General features: G+C 70.0%; 14 protein-coding genes. 11 read left to right on the forward strand and 3 right to left on the reverse strand.

What is annotated here, in order from left to right:
- Positions 1-230: 230 nt before the first annotated feature.
- Genes CRV15_RS26125 through CRV15_RS26140 form a run of 4 tightly spaced genes read left to right on the forward strand, consistent with a single transcriptional unit; the run spans position 231 to position 8,627 of the window.
- Complete coding sequence (locus CRV15_RS26125) at positions 231-1,694, forward strand: PD-(D/E)XK nuclease family protein (protein ID WP_009995318.1); 1,464 nt, start codon at positions 231-233, stop codon at positions 1,692-1,694.
- Positions 1,691-2,863, forward strand: a complete 1,173-nt coding sequence (locus CRV15_RS26130; protein ID WP_003959498.1) for a pPIWI_RE_Y domain-containing protein — start codon at positions 1,691-1,693, stop codon at positions 2,861-2,863. The genes CRV15_RS26125 and CRV15_RS26130 overlap by 4 nt, the downstream gene beginning before the upstream one ends.
- Positions 2,860-6,123 carry a hypothetical protein gene (locus tag CRV15_RS26135; RefSeq protein WP_231406003.1) on the forward strand — a complete coding sequence of 1,088 codons (3,264 nt, stop codon included), beginning with the start codon at positions 2,860-2,862 and terminating at the stop codon, positions 6,121-6,123. The genes CRV15_RS26130 and CRV15_RS26135 overlap by 4 nt, the downstream gene beginning before the upstream one ends.
- Positions 6,117-8,627 (forward strand): RNaseH domain-containing protein, encoded by a 2,511-nt coding sequence (locus tag CRV15_RS26140; RefSeq protein ID WP_003955311.1) that lies wholly within the window; start codon positions 6,117-6,119, stop codon positions 8,625-8,627. The genes CRV15_RS26135 and CRV15_RS26140 overlap by 7 nt, the downstream gene beginning before the upstream one ends.
- Positions 8,628-8,681: 54 nt before the next feature.
- Here the strand turns inward: CRV15_RS26140 and CRV15_RS26145 are convergent, their stop codons facing one another.
- The 3 genes from CRV15_RS26145 to CRV15_RS26155 form a co-directional block, all read right to left on the reverse strand.
- A complete protein-coding gene (locus CRV15_RS26145) occupies positions 8,682-9,875 on the reverse strand; it encodes a toll/interleukin-1 receptor domain-containing protein (RefSeq protein WP_009995315.1) in 1,194 nt (397 codons plus the stop codon).
- Positions 9,876-10,208: 333 nt separating this feature from the next.
- On the reverse strand, positions 10,209-10,889 hold the full coding sequence (locus CRV15_RS37920) for a transposase (RefSeq protein ID WP_368860953.1): 681 nt from the start codon (positions 10,887-10,889) through the stop codon (positions 10,209-10,211).
- On the reverse strand, positions 10,853-12,361 hold the full coding sequence (locus CRV15_RS26155; RefSeq protein ID WP_003955307.1) for a helix-turn-helix transcriptional regulator: 1,509 nt from the start codon (positions 12,359-12,361) through the stop codon (positions 10,853-10,855). Before CRV15_RS26155 ends, CRV15_RS37920 begins: the two co-directional genes overlap by 37 nt.
- A 282-nt stretch (positions 12,362-12,643) precedes the next feature.
- Here CRV15_RS26155 and CRV15_RS26160 point away from each other — a divergent pair, with 282 nt between their 5' ends.
- From CRV15_RS26160 to CRV15_RS26190, 7 genes are all read left to right on the forward strand, one after another.
- Positions 12,644-13,486, forward strand: coding sequence for a siderophore-interacting protein (locus CRV15_RS26160; protein ID WP_003959494.1), 843 nt, complete (start codon positions 12,644-12,646; stop codon positions 13,484-13,486).
- 168 nt (positions 13,487-13,654) lie between these two features.
- Positions 13,655-14,725 carry an ABC transporter substrate-binding protein gene (locus CRV15_RS26165; protein WP_003959493.1) on the forward strand — a complete coding sequence of 357 codons (1,071 nt, stop codon included), beginning with the start codon at positions 13,655-13,657 and terminating at the stop codon, positions 14,723-14,725.
- A gap of 66 nt (positions 14,726-14,791) precedes the next feature.
- A complete protein-coding gene (locus CRV15_RS26170; protein WP_003955304.1) occupies positions 14,792-15,844 on the forward strand; it encodes a FecCD family ABC transporter permease in 1,053 nt (350 codons plus the stop codon).
- On the forward strand, positions 15,841-16,923 hold the full coding sequence (locus tag CRV15_RS26175) for a FecCD family ABC transporter permease (RefSeq protein ID WP_003959492.1): 1,083 nt from the start codon (positions 15,841-15,843) through the stop codon (positions 16,921-16,923). Before CRV15_RS26170 ends, CRV15_RS26175 begins: the two co-directional genes overlap by 4 nt.
- Positions 16,920-17,768, forward strand: a complete 849-nt coding sequence (locus CRV15_RS26180; protein ID WP_003955302.1) for an ABC transporter ATP-binding protein — start codon at positions 16,920-16,922, stop codon at positions 17,766-17,768. Before CRV15_RS26175 ends, CRV15_RS26180 begins: the two co-directional genes overlap by 4 nt.
- Complete coding sequence (locus tag CRV15_RS26185; protein WP_003955301.1) at positions 17,765-19,378, forward strand: ATP-binding cassette domain-containing protein; 1,614 nt, start codon at positions 17,765-17,767, stop codon at positions 19,376-19,378. The genes CRV15_RS26180 and CRV15_RS26185 overlap by 4 nt, the downstream gene beginning before the upstream one ends.
- Positions 19,375-21,024, forward strand: coding sequence for an ATP-binding cassette domain-containing protein (locus CRV15_RS26190; protein WP_003959491.1), 1,650 nt, complete (start codon positions 19,375-19,377; stop codon positions 21,022-21,024). Before CRV15_RS26185 ends, CRV15_RS26190 begins: the two co-directional genes overlap by 4 nt.
- The last annotated feature ends 112 nt before the right edge of the window (positions 21,025-21,136 follow it).

Genomic DNA, 21,136 nt, shown 5'->3' on the forward strand with positions numbered 1-21,136 from the left:
GGCGCTTCGGTGTCGTTCTGCGTACAGAGAAAGGCGAGGGAATGACTGTTTGGGGGATCCCGAGCGGTGTCAGGGGCGATGGGAATCTGGTCCGGATTCGACCGTCTGATATCGGGGCAAAAAGCGGCAAGTGCGCTCAGCGTCTTGCGATGAAAGTCCGTCCAGGAGTCTCCCGGACGGTCGATGGGCCGGTATCCCGGCGCCCTGCCAAGACCTCGGCCCTGGGCCCCTTGCACAAGGTTCTCGACCTGATCGAGTTCGATCAGCTCTCGCTGGAAGAGGCCCTGGCGAAGTGGCTGCATGGTCCCCACCGCCGACCGCCGCACCCCGGCCTGGTCCAGTGGACGGAGCACGCCGTGCGCGGTTATCTGGCGGCCGTGGCGGAGTGCGTGCCGCTGGCGCCGGTATCGCGCCGGTGGGCCAGGCAGCGTACCGACGTGGAGGACGGCATCGCCGTTGTATACGAAGAGACAGTGAGCGGTCGGCGCTATGAGGGCGATGGAGTACGCGAACTGCGCATTCCACGGCTCAAGTCCGTCGACAAGGGCACAGGGGACCCCACGGACGGTGAACGGGCGGAGACCGCGCTCGCTGCTGCGGTCCTGGCGGGCGCCAGACCGGTTCTCAGCTCTCCGTGGAAACCTCAGCAGCAGCTCACGCTGGGGCGGTTCACCCCCGCGGTCCACGTCCGGATCGTTGAGATCGGCTGTGTCGACGCCTCCCGTAACGTCCTGTTCGAAGGCACCCCGGAGGAGGCGCACCAGCACTATGCCCACACAGCAGACGAACGTGTGCGGGCGGTGAAGGCGGGCGGTGGTTACCTCCCGGGAACGGAGTGCGGCACCTGTCAACTCGTCGACGTCTGTCCTGCGGTCCCGTCCCGCCCCGGCTTCCTGGGCGTCGACTCCACGCCCAAACAGCGCCGTTCCTGGTCCATGACAACGGCGCGGGTTTATCGGACCTGCCCGGCGCGCGCGTACCTTCTGGATCTGTTTCTGCCCAGAGCCGATGCGGCCGAGAACACACCGGCGACGGTACGAGGTCAGGCAGTACACACGGCGATCGAGGAACTGCACAGCCGGGAACCGGTCCGAAGCTGCACAGCGAGCGACGCGCCGGCCACACCGGAGCGCTGGAGGGCCGGCGGCTGGGAAGTGAGCGGTTTCCAGGCGAGGCTCGGGACACAGATGATCGGCGACCACTCCCTCGTCTGTCCGCTGCACGGGCTGCCCGACGACGCGCAGGTGTACCCGGAACGATCGCTCGTCGTCCATGACCCGGAGGCCGACGTGGTCGTCGTCGCCAAGACCGATCTCCTCTATCGGCGGATGGACACATGGTTCCTCCGGGAGACCAAGACCACGCGTTCCCTGGACGAGAGCGACCCGCTCGTCACCTACCCTCAGCTCGCTCTCGCGCTGTTGCTTGCCCATGCGGGCGCGGTGCCTGGCACGACGGAGGACGGGAGCTCCCGGTGCCGTGTGGAATTGGAGCGTTTGACCGGCAGTGGGCCAGTGCTGACCGGTATTGACAGCGACGACGATGAGCTGCTGGCGCAGGCACGCCAGATCGTTACCGACCACGCCAGCCCGTGGCACGTTGATGAGGAGTACCCGGCCAACCCGGGCAAGCACTGTGGAACCTGCCCCGTCATCCGGTGGTGCCCGGACCGGGCACAGGGGAGCGCCGCGTGAACGAATGGATCACGAAGCCGCGGGATGACGCGGGCGAGCGATGGCGTCGTGTGGTCGCCGCGGCGTTGCGGGCTGCCTACGCCTGGTCGGTACGGCGGCGGTATCCCACGGCCCTGCGTGAGGTCGCCATGATGACCGGTGTCGTCATGGAGGCGCACGGGCCTTGTCGCGGCCCGGCGTCGCCGAGTGCCCTCGTCGACCGTCTCCGTGCCCCTCTCGGTGAGCTGCTGGCATTCGCAGAATTGGGCGAGACGGAGGACTCGGTGGTCGCCGACGCGGTTCTGCTCGACTCCCGCGACCAGCTGACTCCGGATGTACATGACCTGGTGTGCGAATACGCCCTGCCCCTGGCCGGTACCTTCGAAGCGGAGGTTTGGCTCCCGACCTGGACACGCATGAACGCAGACCATATCCGTCATCAGGCCTTCGCCTCACTGATTGAGACGCGGAGCCAGGGGGATTACGTCGTGTCCAGGAAGTTCCTGATCGACCACCCGGCCGGAAGCCGCGAGGAACTCGCCGAACTCGTCAGCACGACCGGGGCCCGCGTGGTGTCCCGGGGATACACCGAGATCCCCGCTGAGCGGCGATACCACGCGGGCCCCGACACGGCATGGTGGTGGCCGTGTCCGGTCTGCGCCTGGCCCATGGAGGTTACGGGCGCGACCGTGCGCTGCCGCTATCGTCCGCACGCGTCTGTCTTCCGGATCGTCCCGGGCAGGGCGCACCGCTCCCGTCCCGGCCTGATCGCCCTCGACGAGGGACCACGGGTGGCCAGGCCCGAGGCCCGGCCGGTGAACGACGCTGTCTGTCTGGACGCGGGCGTATGGCGGTTCGTCGTGGTTCCCGGAGCCAGCGAGTTGAGACTGAGCCGCGCGTTGGAGAAACAGGGGGCTCAGGTCCGTATGTGGCCCGAACTCGACAGTTACGACCTGCATGTTTCGGCGGGCCCGCACGAGTTCCGGATCGACGTGAAGGAGTACCGCTCCGTGCACCGGTTGATCGCCGACCTCCGTACGAAGCCGCCGCAGGCACGTGTCCTGCTGCCGCAGACCCATGAGCACCAGTGGGACGCTGTCAGGGCGGCCTTGCCCTTCCTCGCTGTCACGACGGAGACACGCTTCCGTGCCGAGGTCCGGCGAGCACTGAGGAAAGGCCGGACAGCGTGAGCGATGCGCCTGGGACACGATCCTTCCCGAAGCTGATGGGGGCTGCGATTGGACTGGCCGCGAGCTTCTTTCCCGTCGATGTCGGTACGGGCCACACACGTACGACCACACGCGCCGACGCCCTGTTCGTCCTCGACGGCCACATCGCGGACTGGTCCGGCTGGTCTGCTCTGTCCGCCGCCGACGCGAGGCGGTTCACGAAACTGCTCCGCCGCCGCCCGAACCAACTGGCTAACGCCGAGGCGGCGGGCAGAGTCCTGGACCGCCTGCTGGCAGGTGGGGAGATCCCCGGCTGCCGAGCAGCCGACGACTACACGGGAGACGGCAACAGCAGGCTCCTGGTAGAGCCCGGGATGCCTCTGCCCGCGTTCGTCGACGGCTTCCTGCGCGACCTCGATGTGCTCTACGCCGGGCGCCAGCGCAGCCTCCCCTCGGCAGAGGCAGGGCCGCATACCACCACCACGATGATCCCGGGACTCGACGGCAGCAGCCAGAAGTACGTTGACTTCCGCTACGAGATCCGACCGCACCATGTGGCCCGGACTGTCTCGGCACCGACCCTCATGGACGCCCCCGCCCTGCTCGACTGTTGGGCGCCCTTCTCCGAGCTGCGGGACATCGCCGCGCGGATCGACCACGGCCTGGACGGCACCGGCGGCATCACCTTCCGGCAGAAGGCGGTGGACCAGTTCGCCGAGCAGATCCGGTCACGGGAGGGAACATCCGTGACCGGGCTACGGCTCACTGCCGGTACCCTCAACCAGCTTCTCGCCTACACAGGTTTCGGAAAATCGGTGGTCCTCGTCGAGACCTTCGCCTGCTGGGCCGTGACCCAAGGCATCGTCGTGGCCTTCGTACTGCCTACCAACGCGGATGTCGTCAAGGCTGCCTACGCAGTGGAGCGCGCGCTGCGTCTGCTGGATGAAGACATGGATAAGAGCGTGATCCCGCTCATGTCCCCGCGCGCGCTGATCAAGGTGGCGGAGGCCTCGTCCGCCCGAGCCTCGGCGCAAGGTCCCGACGCCGACTGGATCTGGCGGCGCTTCGGGTACGGCTGCGCACTCGCCGCAGTGGCCGAAGCGAGTGGTGGCACCGACAACTGGCAGCCGGGCCGCGAACCGTGTGCCAAGCTGCGCAGTCCGCGTCCACGCGGCAGGGACAGAAAGGTCGCCTGTCCCTGGCGGAAGACCTGTGACCGTGCTCGACAGGCTCGGGAGGCGTGCACGGCGGACATCGTCGTCACCACGCATGCCAATCTGTTGCTCGGCCGAGTTCAGACACCGGTGAACGACGGACACGGCGAGAGTGATCGGCTCACCGTCGAGGAACTGGTGCTGCGCCGCTGCCAGATCGTCGTCATCGACGAGGTCGACCTCTTCCAGCAGTTCGCCATCGACCGGGCGGCGCGGGGACTCGTACTGGACCAGGCAGGGCGGACGAACACACCGCTGCGGAACTTCGACCGGGACTTCGGCGAGGCGTTCGGGCGGCTCCGCGAAGAGACCGACGCGAGTGTGCGGGACGCCTTCGTCAATCTGCGCTATCTGTCGGAGATCTACGTCAGTCATCTGACCTATGCGCGGCTCGGAGCCACCGGCCGTCCCGCACGCCGCCGCCCACGCGGCCCCGGCCGCTTCTGGATGGTGCCCAGACGGTGGGACAACTGGCTTGCCGGAAGACTGTTCGGCGTCGAACCCGACGACGTGAGTGCTGACCAGATGAACGTCTTCTGCTCCCTGTTCCCCGATGCGCCCAACCTTGCCCCCGACGCGCCGAGGGGTTTCGCCGAGGCCCGCCGGCAGCTCACCCTCGTGGTCACTCCCGGTGCCGGAGGACCTGCGGTGGCGACGGCCCGCGCGGCCCTCGAACGCCTGACCACGGCGGTGCCCGAGGGAGACCGTGCTCAGGCGGTCAACCGGATTCTCCGCCGGGCCATCCTTGAACGCATCCGAATCTCCCTGCACAGCCTCATGGCCAACAACGCGCAGCTCGTCGATGTGGGAGTGGAGTCTGCCCAGGAGATCGCTGAAGCCCTCGGGAGCTACAACCGCTGGCAGCTGACCCCGACCGGACCGCTTGGCAGGCTCGTTTTCGCCTTCACTGAGTACTTCGACGACACAGGGGCCGACCCCGCGCAGCTGATGACTACGGCGTTCGGTGGCGACCCGCACTCCTACGTCGTCGGGCTCGGTGACACGACAGCCCTCGCCCACTCCGGGGTCCGCAGGATCGTCCTGGGCCTCTCCGCCACCTCGTACTTCCCCGGCGCCCCGCATCACCATGTGCATACTAGGCCCAACTGGTGGGTCGCCGACGACACCCCCGGCATGGTGCGCATTCTTCCTGCCCCGATCCTGGACGAGGAGATCAGACCGCGTCGGATTTCCGGCCTGGAGGGCAGTGCGCGAGATGAAGCGATCACCACCATCGCCGGATCGCTCTGGGGTACATACCTCCGCGCGGAACTGGAACGGTTGCGAGCCGAAGACCGGGACCGGGCACGTGTCCTGCTCGCCACCACGTCATATCTGGCGGCCCGTCAGGTTGCCGAAGGGCTGTTCTCGGCAGGTGTTGACGCGTCACGGATCTGTCTGGCGGTCCGCCCCTCTGAGGATGAACCCGGTGCCTTCATGGGTATGGGCAATGGACGCTGGCGGGAACTGCCCGCCGACCGACTGGAGACTTTCCCGCAGCTGGAAGGTGCGGACATCCTCATCGCCCCGCTGGGCCGAGTGCAGCGTGGAGTGAACATCATCGGTAGGGACGACCGGTCCGCCCTGGGCTCCGTATGGCTCATCGTCCGGCCCATCCCGCTGATCGACGAGCCTCCCGAACTGCTGGCACACATCCAGGCCAAGGCGTTGGCTGAGCACAGCGGCCCGTCCAGTGATCCGTTGGCCCTACTCGCCGAACGCAGGAGAACTGCCGGCACCTATCTGGACGAGATTGTCCGCAGGCCCCCCTATTTCCAGGCACAGCCGGACGAGGTCAAACTGGGGGTGGTCGCCGAGATCATCAATGGAGCGGTCCAGCTCATCGGCCGTGCGCGCCGAGGCGGCACCCCCGCCGTCCTCCATCTGGTGGACGGAGCCTTCCACGACGGACATGGCGGAACCGATTTCGCCACGTTGATCCTCCAGCTTCGGGAGAAGTGGCGCAGGGACGGCGTTCTCAACGACATGCGTGCGTACTACGGAACGACGCTGGAAGCGTTTCTCACCTACGCCGAAGAACAGAGCTCCGGAGCCTCCTCGTGCTGATTACCCTTGCCTATCGCATTCCCAGAGAAAACCTGGCGGACCTGCTCGGCACCGTGACCGCGTACCCTTTGACCAAGGAGTTCGCCGCGGTGTGGGGCGACCTGCCCCGGACGGGACGACGTTCACGCCAGCCGTACTCGGCCCTGTCCACCGGGCTTGTCACTGCCACGGGACAGCCCGTACGCCTCTTCGGCGAAGAAGATCTCGACGACGGCGAACGTGCAACCGGTAGCCGGATGCTGCTTTTGACCACGGACAACGCCCTCGACTACCGACTGAGGGTGGCGGTACGTGCGTGGGAACGTCATATCCGGAAGGGAGAGGGCACTGCGGAACTGGCCGACTTTTTGCCAGAGCCGGACATCGAGCGTTCGTTCGCCGAGTTCATGACGTTCCGGCCGGGAATGGTCCCGACCGCCCCGAACTGGGTCTTCCGCACAGCGGCCTGGCAGATTACGCGGCAGTTGGCCGGCGAACCCCTCCGGGTGGACGGGCGCCGTTCGCCTCTGGCCCTGAGGATGGACACGGACGGGTCCCTGCTGGCGTGGGACCGGCGCGATCTGATCGTCAACCGAAGCGGCTCGGCGTTCAGCATGGCCAGGGTGAGCGCCCGGCTGATCACACGTGCGGGCGTGGATGACGCGGTGGTGTGCTTTGACGCCCATCTGTCCCGGGTCTCCCCCCAGGGGCACTGGGCCAAGCATGTCTGGATCGATCGGGGTGACGCCGGTAAGACGGTTCTTCGGCTCCCGCTGCTGCGCAGTCTGGATAAGCAGACAGAGCGGTGGCGCAGTGACCTCAACCCGGCCATCGTGAAAATCCTTGAAGCCTGCCAGCTCTTGCCGCTGAGCATTCCCGACACACTCCCGGATGTGCCCGATCTGATCCGGCCCCACATGGCAGGCAGCCGCTTCCACGCCCTCGGTAGCGGGCCGGGCCCGAGGTTCATGCTCCGGTTGCACGAGCACATCGTGCGTATGCTGCCGGGGCTCGTGCCGCTGACCTACGAGACAGACAGACGCATCAAGCTGCTCAACCCGGTGAAGCGCTATCCGGTAGGCGGCCCACCGGCCGCCGGAGTGGGGTCCACCGGCTACGAAAGAGTGACGCTGGTCTGCGTCTACAGCACGCCTGAGGCCAGACAGCGCATGCTCGACGAACTCGGGGAACTGGCAGGTCGTCCAGTGTCGCCGGACCCGGACTCATCCACCCCGGTGGCGATCAACGACCGGCTCGACATCCTCGCCCGGCACTGCCCAGATCTACTCGCTCACGAGACGGCGAACCGTGCGGCCCTTCTGGATTCCCTGCGCCTGTCCAGTGGACCCGGGCACCTGGTCGCCGCCTGGCTGGAAACTGAGTATCATCCCGCCGCCGAGCGGCCCGCACTCGATGCCAAGCCACATCTGCGACGGCTGCTGGGACACCTGGGTATACCCACCCAGTTCCTCGCCACCGATCCGCTGGAACTGCCCGACGAAGCAAGCCACCGCAGCGCCGAGACAAAGAAGCATGCCGCCCGCGCGGCCCTGCGCGATCTGCTCCGGTCCTCGGGCGTGCTGGACGATCGGCTGCTGACCGCACTGACTGGGGAGCGGCTGCCCAACCGGCTCGACCGCAGAGCCCTTCTCGTCGGCATCCACATGCGGCGTCAGCAGACCGGAGAGAGTAGCTCGCCACTCGTTCTGATCATGGTGGCCATGTATGTGGACCCGGACGCCCTGGAGCCGTGGCGGGCCCTCGTGTACAGCGACCGCCGTCGGGCATGGGTCCGCGCCGCCGAGGGCACCGCAGACTTCTATGCCGGACCCATCGGCACGACCCGTCTCGGCCGTTCCCAGGAGAAGGCAGAACGCACACGCGAGGAGGTCGAGGACAGGCTCCGGGCCCTGTGCACCGTGACCCACGTCGACATCCCCGTGGTGATCTTCGCCGACACCCGCTCAACCAGGACGGTGTGGCCTGGGTTGCAGGACAGCAAGCTGGGTTTGGGACCGTTGCCGGGAGACGGACTGCACGAGCGGGGCGCGGACGTGGCCGTGGTCCGTTTGAGCACCGATATCAAGGAGATCGGCAGACCGGTCACGCGCCGGGAGAAGGCCAACATGCCGAAGGACCCACTCCAGCCCGCCGCCCCCGATCGCAAGGTTTACCGTTTGGCGGAAAGTGGGGTGAACTCCTGGCTGCTAGCGGGGAGATCGGTGACGATCAAGTCCAAGGGCGGTGACCGGGGTGCCCGCTACACGCGGTGGACACTGCCAACGGAACTGAGGTCGGAGTTGCGTGTGCCCTGGCATGCCTACACAGCCCGCGAGATCCTCGTCGTCCGCAGCGGAACGTGGTCGCCGGAGTCACTGGCCGCGCTCACCGCGAGGCTCTGTGACCAATCCGTCTCCTGGGACGACCGGACGACACTGCCCGGACCGCTGCACCTGGCCACGGTCATCGACGAGGACCACCCCGAGTACCGCGCTTCCACGGAGGACGAGGGCGACGAGGTCTGATCGGCCCTCGTCGCCCGGTCCAGGACTCGACGGTGTCCGGCAGTCTGGAAGTTCTCACGTCCCCGGTCCGAGAGGTGGCCGGGTACGCCGGGGCCGTCGCGTCAGCACACTCAGGAGGTCCTCGATCTCCTCACAAGCGAACTCGTCGACGCGATAGTGGTCCATCGTGTAGGGCCGGAGGAAGAGAGGAAGATCTTCCACCCGTTCACCGGGAAGGACGACCGGCAGGATCTTCGGCACCCATGTCTCGCCGTCGGTATGCAGGAGTTCCCGTAGTTGGCCCAGCTCCGACTGCAGGCCCCGGTGGGTCCGGTGGTCCACGTTCCCGTTGCCCACGGCCTTGCACATGGGTGACGCGAGAACGATGGTGAAGTCGGCTGCGAGAATGTGCCGGATCGCCCAGAGACTCCAATCCCCCCGCTCGTCACAGTCCCATTGGTCCATGTGTGCGTCGATGCCGCACTGGCGCAGCAGTTCACCGAAACGCAGGGCGTTCTCCTTGCGCCTCGCGTCGTCGTGAGCGTAGGAGATGAACACGTACGGGGGGCTGGCCGGTGGCCTCTCGGCGGATTCGTTCGGAGTCGGCAGCTCGGCTTCGTCGCGGCTCTGCGGGGGTGCGGAGAGGGTCAGGGTGAAGGAGACCGGCTGCTGGGTCGGCCGGTAGTCCATGGCCTTGTCCGAATGGACGGCATAGCGTACGGAGAAGTCGACCCGCTGCTTCATGCGGCCCTTCGGCACCGCCAGCACGGCCCAGGCGGAGCGCGCACCCTCCGGGACTCCGCCCGAGGAAGAACTGTGCTGCCACCGGATGGTACCGCGGCCGATACCGAAGACGTTGATGACGTCCGTCGTGCTGGGAAGATGGGCGACGGCCGAGGAGGCGAAGTCCGTCGGGACCAAGGCCAAGTAGCGGTTGAGCGTGTACGACATCCGTGGCTGCGGTGATGGTGCCGCGTGAGGTAGGGCGTCGACGACGAACGCCGGATCAGGTGCGTCGGAAGCGAAGTCCACCCCGATCTCGAACCAGGTCAGCGGGGGAAGCCCCGGCATCAGCTCCAGTTCGTAGTTGATCCTGATCAGATAGGTGTCCCAGTCGTCGCGCATATCCGCCGGGGTGCTGACGGCATCCTCCTGCCACATCCCGAGGGACACGGCCCCGATCCGGATGCCGTCTGGGGCGGTGTCGATCTGGCGGCTGCCCTCGTCGATGAGGGTAAGGCCGACGGTGACCGTATTCTCCGAGCTCACGTGCACCTTCCGAGTCGCTGATGGGGTGAGGTCACGGTAGACGCAGCCTGAAACGTCCCAACAGGTTTTTTCCTTACTGTCCGGCTTCTGTCAGGTTTTCGGTCGGCGGGTGACATTTGAGCTGCCCTCAGTGGGGCAGCGTCACGACCACCACCGCTCCTGCTCACCGGTATGCCTCACCCATCCACGGCGACGCCGCCCGGCCATGAACTGTGGTGGCGGGGCCTGTTCTGCCGATGTCGAGTATGCCGTCGCGATCGAGTCCAGCAGTGCTGTACCCAATGCTGTGCCCATCCCACGTCGACCGAGAGCAGCACTGTCCCCTATGGGGGCCTAATCCAATGCTTGAGTTCGTCTGTAGGTGATCACGCAGCAGGGGGCTTTCAGGAAGGCTTCGTGAAGGTCGTCGCGGATGTCCCAGCGGATGCGCAGGCGTCGGAGGCCGTGGATCAGGTGTTTGTGCGTTCGACGACCCATAGGAGAGTACCCAGCCGGATCCGTGAGGTACTTCCCCTGCGGGCGATGACCGGTTTGATGCCGTGCTTCCAGAGCAGTCGGCGAACAACTGCCGGGGCCGGTGACGTGGTCGGCCGGTCCTGCCGCGGATGCAGGGGTTGCGTCGAGCAGGGGCAGCAAATGGGTGATGTCGTGGCGGTTGCCCCCGGTCAGGGTGATGGCGAGCGGCGTGCCGCCGACGTCGGTGATGACGTGGTGCTTCGAGCCGGGCCGGGCACGGTCGACCGTGCCCGGCCCGGTTTTGGGCCGCCCCGACGGGCCTGGCGGTGCGAGCCGTCGATCACTGCCCGGGACCAGCCCAGTTTCCGAGCATGGTGCAGCTCGGTGAGAAGTACCTGGTGCAGCCGGTCCCAGACACTGGCCTCGTGTGTCGAGCGACAGGTACGGCTGAGCTTCCTCGGCCGATGAGCTGCCGCCGTGGCGCGGTGGAGCGGAAGTCCTACCGTGCCCGGCTTCGTCGGCTAACGGAGGATGAGTTCTTCGCCGGTGTGCTGCCAGCCGTTTCGCCGGTACGCGCTCGGTGGCATCCCGTGGGCACGGGTGAAGACACGGCTGAGGGCGGAGGCGTCCGCGTAGCCGAGGGTGCGGGCGGCGCGTGTGACGGTCATGCCTTCTTCGAGGTACTGCCGGGCCAGGGTCATGCGGAGCTGGGCCCGCCACTGGGGGTAGGTCTGACCGGTGGCGTCGAGGAAGTCGTGGCCGAGGGCGCGGGCGTCCACCGCGAGTGCGGTGGCCCACTGGACCAGGGTGCGCGGGCTCGCGGGTGCGCGGCGGAGTTCCTCGATGATCCGGCTGACGGCGGAGGCGGACGGTCCGTCGGCGGCCGTGGGGAGAGCCGCAGCGGAGGAGAGTTCGAGGAAGCGCCGGGTGATGCCGTTGGGGTCGTGTCCCTCGGGGCGGACGAAGCTGTAGTTCGCGACGGCCGTGTGCAGGAGGCCGTCCTCGGCCTGCGGCGGGAAGCTCTGGACGAGGACCTCCCCCGGCAGGGTCGCCGAAGGGCCCGGACGGGAGCCGAGCGGGAGCAGGAGCGCGCCGCGCGGGAGCGTCACGCTGTTGCGCACTCCCGCCGGCAGCCAGGCGACATCGCCCTGCCGCAGCCGGCGCCTCCGTCCGCCGACGACGAGCTGCGCGGTCCCGCGGCAGGCCCAGACGAGCACATGGAAATCGTTGATCCGGTTCCAGGTCCGCGACGCCGGTATCGGCGGCGGCCCCCCGCTCGCCCAGCCGTCCGCTCCGCTGTGCGCGCGGGCGTCGAGCTGTGCTTCGAGAGGGCTCGGGCGCGGCCTGGTGCCGGTCGGTCCGTCGCGACGCTGCTCCTTGTACGTGCTGGGGGTGACTCCGGTGTACGCGCGGAACGCCTTGGTGAATCCCGCGGGCGTGGCGAACCCGACCTGTCGGCCGGTCCAGCCGATGTCGTGCCCGAGACCGAGGTAGCTCGCCGCGGCGGCGACCCGGGCGGCCGTGCGCCACCGGGTGAAGGGGAGCCCGGTCTCCCTGAGGAACTGCTGCTGGAAGGTGCGGACGCCGACGCTGACGGACCGCGCCAGCTCATCGACTCCCGCGCTGTGGCTCGGATTCTGGAGCAGTGTCCGTGCGACGGTGAGGGCCTCGGGCGACACGGGCAGCGGCGGGGTGGGCAGCGGGCCGCGGTGGCCGTCCGCCGGGTCCGCGGGGCGCGCGTCGGCGACGAGGTCGAGCAGGCCGCTGTCGTCCGCGGCGCCGCGGAGATGGCCGAGGCTGCGGGCGAACTGATGGATGAGCCAGTCGGACCAGCTGTCCGGGAAGTCGACGCGCAGAGGGCGGTCGATCGCGGTCGGGCGCGAGCGCGCGGCCGGGAAGATCGGAACCGCGACGGAACCCGCCTCGACATCGATCTCGTAGGGGAGACCGGCGGGCACCCAGAGGCCCTGGCCCGCGGTGAGGCGATGTTGTTCCGACGCCGTCCGTACGCGGGCCGTTCCTGTGCGCATCCAGAGCAGGGCGGGCTCGCGGGCGTTTCCCGGTGAGACCGCCCGGGCGGCGGGGATCTCCGGGCGCGGCGCGGCCGGGAGTCGCTGGTGTGCGGCCACATGTCGTCCAAGGTTCGTCAGCCGTCAGCCGTCAGCCGTCAGCCGTTAGTCATCAGTCCATGAAACCTGCGCCTCAGGATAACTACCGACCAAAAAGCAAGGTTAGCCTTACATAAGTGGCCCCTGTGGCGATCTGACGCCCTGATTCCCCGGCCCTGTCCCGTTCTTCCGAGGAGTTTCCCCGTGTCCGTTCCCGCGCGCCCGCTGACCCTGATCCCTGTGGCCCTGCGGGAACTGGCCGTCGCCCGGATCGTCGACATCACGGCGGGAATGCGGCGGGTGACCCTGACCGGTGACCGACTGGGGGCGTTCACCGCCGTGGACGGGACGCGATGGCCCGCGTTCGGATCGCCGGGCTTCGACGACGACATCCGGCTGCTGTTCCCGTACCCGGGGGAGAGCGAGCCCGTCCTGCCCCTCGTCGAGGACGGACGGGTGACCTTCGCGGAAGGGCGCCGCCCGATCGCCCGCGCCTATACGGTGCGCCGCCATGACCCGCGCGGACAGGAGCTGGATGTCGAGATCGTGCTCCACGGGGACGGGGTCGCGTCGAACTGGGCCCGGACGGTGGAGCCGGGAGACCGGATGCACATCGCCGGTCCCGGGAAGACGCGGGGGCCGATCCCCGTGGGCGCCGATCGGCTGCTGATCGCGGGCGACGACACGGCGGTCCCCGCGATCGCGCGTCTGCTGGAGGAGCTGCCCGGCGGCGCCCGCGGGCGGGTGTTCATCGACGTCGAGCACGTGACGCACATCCAGCGACTGCGCGGTCCCGCGGGGGTCGACATCACCTGGCTCCCACGGGACGTGTCCGCTCCGTCGCGCCCCGGTGCGCTGTCGGCGGCCGTCCGCGCGATGGCCTGGGCGGACGGCGCGTGGTTCGCCTGGCTGGCCGGTGAGCGGTCGGAGGTCCGAACGATCCGCAGGCATCTCGTCGGCGATCGCCGTATGGCCGTGTCCGCGATCGATTTCACCGGCTACTGGAAACGCGAGGCCGCGAACGGTCCCCGCGTCCAACGGCCCTGACGCCCGCCACAGCGGAAACGATCCGCCCGGCCCGCTGCCCCGCCGCCCGGTCCCACCACCCCCTGCGCCCGGTCCCGTCAGCCCCGCACCCCCGCCGGTGGCCGGGCCGCCCCACCCTGTCCACGCGCCTCGCCCCGCCCCGCCCCGAGAAACACAGGAACGGCCCCCATGAACATCACCCGACGCAACGGCGTCACCGCCCTGACCGGCGCGGCGCTGGCCGCCGCCCTCGCCCTGACCGGATGCTCGTCCACCACGTCGACATCGCCCCGGAAGGCGCCGGCCGGTGACACATCGAGTCGGCTGCCCGCCGCCGAAGGCCGCACCTCCTACCCGCTGACCTTGGCATCTCCCTTCGGCGAGACCGTGCTGAAGAAGCGGCCCGAACGGATCGCGGCGGTCGTACCGAACGCGATCGACACGGAACTGCTTCTCTCGCTCGGTGTGACGCCTGTCCTCAGCTCCAGCTTCGTCGGGGAGGGCGGATACCTCCGCGAGCACGGTGCCGGCTCCATCGCGACCTACGCGTTCGCGATGGGCGAGAAGGTCCCGGTGGAAGCGGTCGCCGCGAGCGACCCGGACCTCATCGTCGCCGTCGGATGGACGGACGGCCTCGGCGGGGTGAGGCTCGCCGACCACTACGACCGGCTGGCGGCCATCGCCCCGGTCGTGACCAGCCCGGACACCGCGTCGCAACTGCTCATCCCCTGGCAGGACTCGGTCCGTGTGCTCGGAGAGGTGCTCGATCTGGCCGATGCCGCGCGGCGCGTCGTCGACGAACACGAGAAGCGTTTCGCGCGGATACGCGAGCAGCACCCGGAGTTCGCAGGGCTCACGGCGACCTGGGCGATCAACTACGGCGCCGCCAACGGGCTCCAGTACCTGTCCCGGCCCGGCTCCGCGCCGGAGGCGTTCCTGGGCGAGCTGGGCTTCGCCAGGAACCCGGGAGCACGGGAGTTCGCCCGGGAGGCCACGGTGAGCGACGAACTGCTGTCGAAGATCGACGCCGATGTGCTGCTGCTCGGGCAGAGCGCGGCGGCGCACGACAGGGAGATGCGGGAGCTGACCGGTCGCGGACTCTTCCGGAACCTCGGCGCCGTGTCCTCGGGGAACTTCGTCCAGCTCCCGCCGAAGACCGACGACGGCGGGGACCTGCTGTGGGCGATCAGCAGCGGCGGGCCGATCGGGAACACCTGGGCGGCCGAGCATCTCGTCCCGCTCATCGCCGACGCCCTCTGATCAACCCCCGCGCGGGCGGGGCGTGAGCGTCGCCGCGCCCCCGCACCTGTCCGACCGAGGAGAACCATGACCAGGGACGCGGCGCGATCCGGCCCGCCGGAGAAGAGACGCACGGAACGACTCCCGCCCGCCCGACGGCTGTCGGGGCTGGTGGCGCTGGTGCTCGTCCTCCTCTGTGTGCTGGCGCTGAGCGTGAGCCTGGGCGCCAATCCCCTCCCGCTCCGGGACGTGTGGCGGAACGTGTTCCAGCCCGACGGGTCCGAGGCGGCGTCGATCGTCTGGACCCTGCGGGTGCCCCGCACCGTCGTCGGCGTCGTCTCGGGCGTCGCCTTCGGAGTCGCGGGAGCGCTGATCCAGGCGATCACCCGCAACCCGCTCGCCGACCCGGGAATCCTGGGCGTGAACGCGGGAGCGGGGTTCGCGGTCACGATCGGTGTGGGCCTGTTCGGGGTGACGGGCATCACCGGATATGTGTGGTTCGCCTTCCTCGGCGCGATCGTCGCCACGGCGGCCGTCCACACGATCGGCTCCCTCGGACGCGGTGCCGCCTCCCCCGTCGCACTCCTGCTCGCCGGTGTGGCCCTGGCCGCGGTCCTCACGGCGTTCTCGACGTTCATCATGCTCATGGACGAGGAGACCTTCCGGGCCTTCAAGAACTGGGGCCTCGGTTCGCTCGCCCGCGCCTCGATTCCCGACGCGCTCTCCGTGCTGCCGTTCCTCGCCGTCGGGCTGGCGATCGCCCTCTGCCTGGGCGGAGCCCTGAACGCCGTCGCCCTGGGCGACGATCAGGCGGCGTCGCTGGGTGTGAGCGTCGTCCGCACCCGCGTCGCCGGGATCGCCGCGGTCACCCTGCTCGCGGGCGGGGCCACGGCCCTCACCGGAGGAATCGCGTTCATCGGGCTGATGGTCCCGCACATCGTGCGCTGGTTCACCGGACCCGACCAGCGGTGGATCATCGCCTGCACCGTCCTGGCCTCGCCTGCCGTCGTCCTCACCGCCGATGTGATCGGGCGGCTCGTCGCCCGCCCCGGAGAGATCGAGGCAGGAGTGCTGACAGCCCTGATCGGCGCCCCCGTGCTCATCGCCCTCGTCCGTCGTGGAAAGGCGGCCGGACTGTGAACCGCTCCACCTCCCGCCCCGAACCGATCGACTTCGGCCACCGGCAGGCCCGCCTCCGCGTCGGCGGCCTCTTCGCGGCACGCGTCAGCCTGCGAAGCCTCGCCGTCGCCCTGGCCCTCACGGCGGTCGCCCTCGGCGCCGCGGTGCTCTCCCTCGGCTTCGGCGACTATCCGCTCACCCCCCTCCAGGTCGTGCGGGCGCTCGCCGGGCAGGGCGACGACTTCCACCGGCTGATCGTGGCCGAATGGCGGCTGCCGATGGCGATCGGCGCGATCCTGTTCGGCGCGCTGCTGGGGATCGGCGGGGCGATCTTCCAGTCCCTCACCCGCAATCCCCTCGGATCACCGGATGTGATCGGCTTCGACGCCGGGGCCTACACGGGCGTCGTCCTCACGACGGTGCTCATCGGCTCCCACCACCACGGGTCGGTGGCCACGGCGGCGATCGCCGGAGGTCTGCTCACCGCGGGCGTGGTCCAACTGCTCTCCTCCTCCCGTCGGGGTGCGCACGGGTTCCGGCTGATCGTCGTCGGTATCGCCGTCTCGGCCATGCTCCAGTCGATCACCTCCTACCTCATCACCCGGGCCGACATCGACGACGCCATGAGCGTCGGCTTCTGGGCGGCGGGCTCGCTGAACCGGGTGGGATGGGACGCCCTCGTCCCCTCCCTGATCGGCGGGGCGCTCGTCCTCGCATGCGTCAGCGTCCTCGCCCCTGCGCTACGCCAACTGGAGCTGGGTGACGACGCGGCCACCGCCCAGGGGGTCGACACCGCCCGCGCCCGACCGGTGCTCCTGATCGTGGGGGTCGCCGCGACCGCGCTGGTGACCGCGGCGGCCGGACCGATCGCGTTCGTCGCACTCGCCGCGCCGCAGCTCGCCCGCCGACTGACCCGCACCCCGGGGGTGACGGTCGCCTCCGCCGCGTTCCTGGGCGCCGCCCTCGTCTCCCTCGCCCATACGGCCTCGCTGGCGGTCGCGCAGGCGTACCGGCCGGTGCCCGTCGGTCTGATCACCGTCTGCGTCGGCGGGCTCTACCTGATCCAGCTACTGATCCGCGAAACAAGGCGAAGCATATGAAATCCCACAACACCGAAGCACCCATGAGCCCATCGGGCCCTTCCCGGCTCCGCGCCGAGAACGTGACCATCGGATACGACGACCGCCCCGTCACCGCACGGCTCTCCGTGGCGATCCCGGACGGCTCGTTCACGGTCGTCGTCGGCCCGAACGCGTGCGGGAAGTCCACGCTGCTGCGCGGACTCTCCAGACTCCTGCGGCCCGCGGCCGGACGGATCGTCCTCGACGGCCAGGACATCCACACCCGCAAGGCCAAGGACGTCGCCCGCAGACTCGGACTCCTCCCGCAGTCCTCGCTCGCCCCCGACGGCATCCGCGTCGCCGACCTCGTCGCCCGCGGCCGCTACCCGTATCAGACCCTCGTCCGCCAATGGACCGACGCCGACCAGCGGCACGTCGCGGAAGCGATGGCCGCGACCGGCGTCGAGGACCTGTCCGCGCGCCCGGTCGACGAACTCTCCGGCGGACAGCGCCAGCGCGTGTGGGTGGCGATGGCACTCGCCCAGCAGACGGACATCCTCCTCCTCGACGAGCCGACGACCTTCCTCGACCTGACCCACCAGATCGAACTGCTCGAACTCTTCACCGATCTGCACCTGGCCGGGCGAACCCTCGTCGCGGTGCTCCACGACCTCAACCAGGCCGCGCGGTACGCGACCCACATGATCGTGATGAAGGACGGCGCCGTCGTGGCCGAGGGCCCGCCGTCCGACGTCGTCACCGCGGAACGGGTCGAGGACGTCTTCGAGCTGCGGTGCCTCGTCGCCGCCGACCCTGTCGCCGGTACCCCCCCAGGTCGTTCCGGTCGGACGCGACCGCACGACCCGCCGGGAGGCCGCCGATGACGTCTGAACACGAGCCCCCGCCGCGTCCGGCCGGACCCTCACCCCTCATCCGTGCGCTGCTCCCCGGCCTCCCGGCGCTCGCCCTCGCCTCGCTCACCGCCGCCGCCTGCGGGCTCTGCCGCCTCGGCGCGCTCTGGTTCACGGTACGGCTCCTCACCGACCCGGCGCCCGCGCACGCGGTGTGGGCCTGTACCGCGTGGCTCACCGGCGCTCTGCTGTCGGCCCTGTCCTCATGGACCGCCCACCGGGGCGAGGCGCGGTTCGCGGAACGACTCCGCCGCGACATCGCGGAACACCTGGTCCGCATGCCGGCGAGCGCCCTGGCCGCACGCGGCGGTGACGCGCTGCGCCGCCTGGTCTCCGACGACATCGCCGCACTGCACCACACCGTCGCCCATCTGCCCGCCGAGACCGCGACGCTCGCGGTCGTCCCCCTGGCGAGCACGGCCGTCCTGCTCGCCGTCGCGGGCCCCGCCGCGCTGCTCGCCCTGGTCCCGGGGCTGCTCGCCGCCTGCTACCACCTCCTCGTCGTCCCCCGGACCTCGGCACGCCACGGAGCCGAGAGCGCCCGGGTGATGAGCGACATCGCCGCCGCCGTCGACGACCACGCCCGCGGAGCGCGGATCTGCCGTGTGTACGGGGCCCAGGGCGGCGCGGCGGCCGCCTACGCGGCGGCGACCCGGCGCTTCACCACCGGGACGGTCCGCTGGGTGGGACGGGTCGCGACCCTCGCCGCCGTCGCGGGAGCCCTGCTCCAAGCGGCCGCGACCTATGCGATCGCCTACGCCGCCGGCCATGGGCGGGAACCCGGGACCCTCGCCGTGATGCTGCTGTTCGGCCTGGCCACCGTCACCCCGGCGCTGCGCCTCGGCCATGGGCTCGACCACGTCCGGGCGGGCCGCGCCGCCGCGGGCCGTATCGCCGAGGTGTTCCGGGAGCCCGCCGTCACGCCCTTTGCGCGCCGGGCCGGTGACGGGGCGGGCGCCACGGGAACGGCCCTGGTCCGCCTCACGGTCAAGAACGCCGGGCGCGTCCTCGTCCACGAGGTGACGCACACGTTCACGCCGTCGGCGATCACCGCCGTCACCGGACCCAGCGGAAGCGGCAAGACGACACTTCTCCGGGTCATCGCCGGACTGGAATCCGCCATGGCGGGGAACGTCGTCCTCCCGCCCGCCGCCACCCCGTGCCAGGCATCGGGACCGGTCCTCCTCCTCCCGCAAGGCGGCGACCTCCTGCCCGGGACGGTCCGCGACACCCTGCGCCTCTCCGCCCCGGACGCGGACGACGGGGACCTCGCCGAGGGGCTCCGGCGGGCCCAGCTCCGTATTCCGCCCGGGACGGGGACGGCGGACCTCTCCGGCGGCGAGAGACAGCGCGTCGCCCTGGCGCGGGCCTTCCTCACCGACGCGCCCGTGATCCTCCTCGACGAACCCACCAGCGCACTCGACGCGCGGACAGCCGACCGGGTCATGGCGGAGCTGCGTCTCCTCGCCGACGCGGGGAAGACGCTGATCGTCGTCACGCACGACCTCCGGCTCGCCGCGACCGCGGACGAACAGCTCACGCTCACCGGGACACACCTCACGACGGCCGGAGGCAGCCGATGACCACACCCGCGTCCCGGACGCCCACCACTGCGGCGCGCCTGCTTCCCGCCGTGTCCCGCCTGCTTCCGGGCGCGGCGCGGACGCTTCCCGGCGCGGCCCGGCGGCGACTGACCCGGATCGCCTTCGGCTGGGCACTCGTCGCCGTCGCCGAAGCCGCCGCGTACACGACGCTCACCTGGGCGATCGCGGACGGACAGCCGCCCGGACCGGTGCTCGGCGCGGCGGGAGCGGCCGTCGCGACGACCGTGCTCGTCTCACGCGCCGGTTACCTCACCGGCGCCCGGCTCGCGGGCGACCTCTACGACACGCTCGGCACCACGTTCGCGCGCGCCAGGCTCTCCTGGTTCACCGAGACCAACCGCGCACTGGTCAGAACCGTCGCCGGACGCGCCATCCCGACGCTGATGAGCGTGCCCGCCCATCAGCTTCAGACGTTCATCCTCCCGCCGCTGATCCCCCTGCTGCTGCTCGCGGGCGTCGGGATCGTCGGCGGACCGTCCGCGATGCTGTTCGTGGGCGCGCTCCTGGCCGTCGCCTTCGTCGCACAGAGCCTCGCGCAACGGGCCCTGGCCCGCGCGGACGCCGACCGGGGCGACGCCGAACAGGCCGCCGCCGCGGCGGCGCTGGAATTCGTCGATCACCTCGAACTGCTCCGGACGGCCGCGGGCCCCGAGCGGGCCGTCGCCCGCCTCATGGCCACCTGGCAGGCGCAGGAAGCCGCGTTCGCCCGTACCAATAACGCCTCCGCACCGGCCACCCTCGTCTCCGGCCTCGCCGCCGCCCTGCCGCTCGCCGGGGTCGTCGTGCTCCTCGCGGCCACGGGGACCGACGACCCCGCGGCGGCGCTCGCCCTCGTCGTCCTGACCGGACGGGCCGCGGCACCGCTGGACGCCCTCGCTCTCGCGGGCCTGACCGTGAACGACCTGCGCACCACGGTCCGGCAGTACCGCACCGTCGCCACCGCGCCCGCTCTGCCGGAGCCCCCGCGGAGCGCCCCGGGGAAGGGTTACGGACTGGAACTCGCGGGCATCGCGCACCCGCCCGTGCTCCGCGATGTCTCCGCCCTCGTCCCCGAAGGGTCACGGGTGCTCATCACCGGCCCGACGGGAAGCGGCAAAAGCACCCTGCTCAATCTGCTCATGCGCTTCGACGACCCCGAGCAGGGGCGGGTGACCCTGGGCGGGGCCGCCCTGACGGACCTGCGGTACGAGGATCTCGCCGCGCACTTCGCCTACGTCCCTCAGGACCCGATCGTCTTCGACGGCACCCTCGCCGGGAACATCCGGCTCGGCAACCCCGCCGCCACCGACGACGAAGTCCTCGAAGTCTGCCGAACGGCGCACCTGGACACCGTCGTCACCCGGTCCCCGCACGGCATCCATCAGCAGGTCGGACACCAGGGGAACGCACTCTCCGGCGGGGAACGCCAACGCGTCGCCCTGGCGCGCGCCCTGCTGAAGAACGCGCCCGTCCTCGTCCTCGACGAAGCGACGGCGGCGCTGGACGCGACAACGGAACGACACATCCTGAGGGCGCTGCGGCAACGGCCCGGAACGGTCATCGCGGTCACCCACCGGGACACCGCCGACTGGGACGCCACGGTGGTCATCACCCTCCGGGGGAACGCCTCCCCGCCCACGGCGTGACGCACCGGCCCCGGCGTCGATCCCTTTCCGCCAACCCCGGGAGACCTGCCGGAGGGGGGCCTTGGCCGTCCCTGCGGCACCTACGATGTCCACCGCACCGCTCCGTTGTTCG

Source organism: Streptomyces clavuligerus (genome assembly GCF_005519465.1).
Lineage (GTDB): Bacteria > Actinomycetota > Actinomycetes > Streptomycetales > Streptomycetaceae > Streptomyces > Streptomyces clavuligerus.

What these genes read in the sequence shown, in the direction of transcription:
- CRV15_RS26155 (WP_003955307.1), bottom strand. Translation starts at nt 12,361, where the DNA reads ATGCGCACAGGAACGGCCCGCGTACGGACGGCGTCGGAACAACATCGC.
- CRV15_RS26165 (WP_003959493.1), top strand. Translation starts at nt 13,655, where the DNA reads ATGAACATCACCCGACGCAACGGCGTCACCGCCCTGACCGGCGCGGCG.
- CRV15_RS26170 (WP_003955304.1), top strand. Translation starts at nt 14,792, where the DNA reads ATGACCAGGGACGCGGCGCGATCCGGCCCGCCGGAGAAGAGACGCACG.
- CRV15_RS26180 (WP_003955302.1), top strand. Translation starts at nt 16,920, where the DNA reads ATGAAATCCCACAACACCGAAGCACCCATGAGCCCATCGGGCCCTTCC.
- CRV15_RS26185 (WP_003955301.1), top strand. Translation starts at nt 17,765, where the DNA reads ATGACGTCTGAACACGAGCCCCCGCCGCGTCCGGCCGGACCCTCACCC.
- CRV15_RS26190 (WP_003959491.1), top strand. Translation starts at nt 19,375, where the DNA reads ATGACCACACCCGCGTCCCGGACGCCCACCACTGCGGCGCGCCTGCTT.